Source organism: Aquiflexum sp., from assembly GCF_041749095.1.
In the GTDB taxonomy this organism is placed as follows: domain Bacteria; phylum Bacteroidota; class Bacteroidia; order Cytophagales; family Cyclobacteriaceae; genus Aquiflexum.
Genome location: NZ_JBGTCA010000468.1, coordinates 1 through 2,073, shown reverse-complemented (window position 1 = coordinate 2,073; position 2,073 = coordinate 1). Strand labels below are relative to the sequence as shown.

Genomic DNA, 2,073 nt, shown 5'->3' with positions numbered 1-2,073 from the left:
TTGGGTTTCTTCCAGAGAAGTCTTAGTGTCACTGTGTTCTTTTTGGTTCAAAAGAATGCTATCAATCTTCAATTTGATCATGGCCAGCAACCCGCCCAGGTCATCGTGAAGGTCTTTGGCGATACGCTGCCTTTCCTTTTCCTGGGCTTCAATGATACTATGTGCTGTTTTCCTTTCCTGTTCCAGCATTTTGGCGGTCAGCCTGTCCTTATCCCTTCTGATCTGATAGTATCTATAGGAAATACCTATGGTCAGCACAATCACATTGACTATAGAGCCAAAAATCAATCCATTGGGCTTCAGTGGATGCCAATCCGTGAATCCCTGTAGGTTCAGGACATAATTGGAAAAACCGAAAATCAGCAAAGCCAAAGCGGCAAAAATAAAATAGGTAATCTTTCCTTTCTTTTTAAATTGACTGAAGGTCAAAAACAAAACCAACAACATATTGATAAATGAAAGAAAAAGCGCAAAGCCGTTTACATATCGGTTAAAACTATAACTTGTACTAAAAAACAAAGTCAAAAACACCAAAAAAGCATATAGGTAAATGGCATAAAATAAAGGAACAGACTTTCCTGAAATGGAAAATCCATAAGGCCTGATCCCAAAAAAGTAATGGATAAACTGCAACAAAAACACAGACATCAAAACTGAAAACAATGGTATCAGGACCGCAGATAGTTCACCAAAATAATCTCCATAAATCCAGAGAAACAAAAAGCCGTCTTCTTCCAAAATCAAAATCAGACTGGAAATCAAATATCCTGCAAATGCCAGGTACATGGACTCTTTGAAATATACCCAAAAAAACAACCCAAGTCCTGTAGCCATCAACAACACTCCCGTGACTGTCCCATAAATCGATGTCCTTTTTACCTCATATTCCCAATATTCATTGACACCGTCCAGATAAAAAGGAATATAAGTATTAAGCCCCCTGCTGTCCACCTTGAGCAAAAACAACCGTTGGGCCAGGGGAGGAAGAATTATCTGATAGGAATTGATCCGGCTGTTCATATCCCTCCTCTTTCCCGAATACAAAAAGCCTGAATACTGTTCATTCAATAATTTTCCATCCGGATCAAAAGTGTATAGAATGCCTTCTTTGATGGCCGCACCCACCGGACTGAAAATCACCTTATTGTTTTCATCCAAGTTGTTTTCCAACATAAAAGCAAACCACCAAATGGATTCTGTATAACCTTTGTTAAAAAGTTTGGCCTCACCAAATGAAGTAAATTGCCCATCCAAAAACCGCTCTAAAACCTGATAGGGATTACCGGCACCATCTTCCTCCCAATAAAACATACTTGGCCCGATCAACACATCCTTGGGATAGGAAACAGGTATGGGCTGAACTTGGAAACCCTCAGCATAAAGCTCACCTGTCCAAAAAAAGGAGGACAAAACCACCAAAAACCAAATATATTTATTGTAAGGTTTCATTTGTTAAAAATCATCTATTGAAATATAAAAAAAAATACCCCAAAGAGGGTATTTTATAAAATAAAAATCCCCCACCGACCGGAGTCAGAGAGGGATAATTATAATCAGAATCGGTGGTCTAATTCTTGATCAATCGCTTGGTCATCACCTGATGATCGACCTTGACGATAACATGGTACATTCCGTTGGCCAAACCTTTCAGTTGGACGTTTCTGATGAAACTGTTTTCCTGATAAGCTTCTTCATGGTAAACCACGCGTCCTGCGGCATCAAAGATCCTGATGGTAACATCTGAACCACCGTACAATTGTACCTGTATGTTGGCATCTGTTGTAGCCGGGTTTGGATAGACCAGAATTTCACTTGGCCTGATTTCCCTGTAAAGGGTCACTTCCCTGCTGATGGTCTGTCCTGCCCTGTCCGTGCTGCTGATCGTTGCTTTCAACTGATTTCCAGCTTCAATAGAACCTTTCCACATCAGGTTGTTGCCTTCGATATAGAAGTTTGGATGCGCTTCCATGCTGTAGGTATGGATATTGTCAGCAGGATCGATTGTAGTCAGAAGGCTGATTGCCTGTCCTGCCTCTATTTTGGCAGGTAGGATATTAGACTCCAATACGATGT

General features: G+C 40.5%; 2 protein-coding genes. Both read right to left on the bottom strand.

What is annotated here, in order from left to right:
* On the bottom strand, positions 1 to 1,449 hold a 1,449-nt coding region (locus ACEW8O_RS21230), incomplete at its 3' end, for a 7TM diverse intracellular signaling domain-containing protein (RefSeq protein ID WP_373496634.1).
* Positions 1,450 to 1,567: 118 nt separating this feature from the next.
* A partial coding sequence (locus ACEW8O_RS21225; protein ID WP_373496633.1) for a T9SS type A sorting domain-containing protein occupies positions 1,568 to 2,073 on the bottom strand: 506 nt, incomplete at its 5' end.